The organism is Cupriavidus sp. HPC(L), assembly GCF_000307735.3.
Classification (GTDB): Bacteria; Pseudomonadota; Gammaproteobacteria; order Burkholderiales; family Burkholderiaceae; genus Cupriavidus.
Map to the genome: position 1 here is coordinate 1 of NZ_AMPR02000358.1, position 1,651 is coordinate 1,651.

Sequence of the window (1,651 nt, forward strand, 5' to 3'; positions counted from 1 at the left end):
ACCGAGGTGCTGCACGGCGACGCCGCGCTGGCCGAGGTCGCCGCGGACGGCGAGGCCGATACGGTGATGGCGGCGATCGTGGGCGCCGCCGGACTGCGGCCGACGCTCGCCGCGGCGCAAGCCGGCAAGCGCGTGCTGCTGGCCAACAAGGAGGCGCTGGTGATGTCCGGCGCCATCTTCATGGACGCGGTGCGCGAGCACGGCGCGACACTGCTGCCGATCGACAGCGAGCACAACGCGATCTTCCAGTGCCTGCCGTTCGACGATCCGCGCTATCGAGCCGGCGTCGCCCGCGTGGTACTGACAGCGTCCGGCGGGCCGTTCCGCACGCGCGATCCGGCCTCGCTGCACGACATTTCCCCGGACGAGGCCTGCGCCCATCCGAACTGGGTGATGGGGCGCAAGATCTCGGTCGATTCGGCCACGATGATGAACAAGGGCCTGGAGGTCATCGAGGCCCACTGGCTGTTCGGCGCGCCCGCCGAGCGCATCGACGTGCTGATCCACCCGCAGAGCATCGTCCATTCGATGGTCGCGTATGCCGACGGCTCGGTGCTGGCGCAACTGGGCAACCCCGACATGCGCACGCCGATCGCTTACGGTCTCGCCTATCCCGAACGGATCGATGCCGGCGTCTCGCCGCTCGATCTGGTCGCGGCCGGCACGCTGGCCTTCGAGACGCCGGACCTGCAGCGCTTCCCGTGCCTGGCGCTCGCCTTCGACGCGCTGCGCGCCGGCGGCGTGGCGCCCGCGGTGCTGAACGCCGCCAACGAGATCGCGGTCGACAGCTTCCTGCACGGCGAGATCCGTTTCACCGATATCGCCAACGTGGTCGCGCGCGTGCTCGAGCAGGGCCCGCGCCATGCGGCCGACTCGCTCGACGCGGTGCTGCAGGCCGACCAGCAGGCCCGCGCGCTGGCCCGGACGCTGGTGCAAGCGGGCAGCCAGGCAAGCGCCAGCGCCGGCGCGGCCACGCCAAGCTGAACCTGACCGCCGCCATGCAGACCATTCTCGCCTTCATCGTTGCGCTCGGCATCCTGATCTACGTGCACGAGATGGGCCACTACCTGGCCGCGCGCGCGTGCGGCGTCAAGGTGCTGCGCTTCTCGATCGGCTTCGGCCGTCCGCTGCTGCGCTGGGTATCGCGCCACCGAGATCGCACCGAATGGACGCTCGCGGCGATTCCGCTGGGCGGCTACGTCAAGATGCTCGACGAGCGCGAACGCGATCCCGAGCGCGACCCTCCCTACGATCCCGCCGACCTGCCGCGCGCCTTCAACCGGCAGCCGGTCGGCAAGCGCATCGCCATCGTCGCGGCCGGGCCGGTCGCCAACTTCCTGCTGGCGATCGTGCTGTATTTCACGCTGTTCGCCGGCGGCATGCAGGAGCCAGCGCCGGTGCTGGCAACCCCGGTGGCGGGTACCGCCGCGGCCCAGGCCGGCGTGCGCGACGGCGACCGCGTGCTCTCGCTGACCGCCAACGACGAGACCGAGACGGTGCGCTCGTGGAACGACCTGCGCATGGCCGTGATGGCGCAGGGATTCGACGGCGCCGGCGCGGTGCTGCGCGTGCGCGGTGCCGACGGCGCCGAACGCGACCTGACCATCGCGCGGCTGCCCAGCACCGGCGGCGATCCCGAGCGCGATCCGCT

The 1,651-nt window shown here is 71.5% G+C and carries 2 protein-coding genes; both read left to right on the top strand.

What is annotated here, in order from left to right; genetic code table 11:
- A partial coding sequence (locus B551_RS17805) for a 1-deoxy-D-xylulose-5-phosphate reductoisomerase (RefSeq protein ID WP_023264685.1) occupies positions 1 to 984 on the top strand: 984 nt, incomplete at its 5' end.
- Positions 985 to 998: 14 nt separating this feature from the next.
- The coding region (gene rseP / locus B551_RS17810; protein WP_023264686.1) for an RIP metalloprotease RseP at positions 999 to 1,651 on the top strand (653 nt) is incomplete at its 3' end.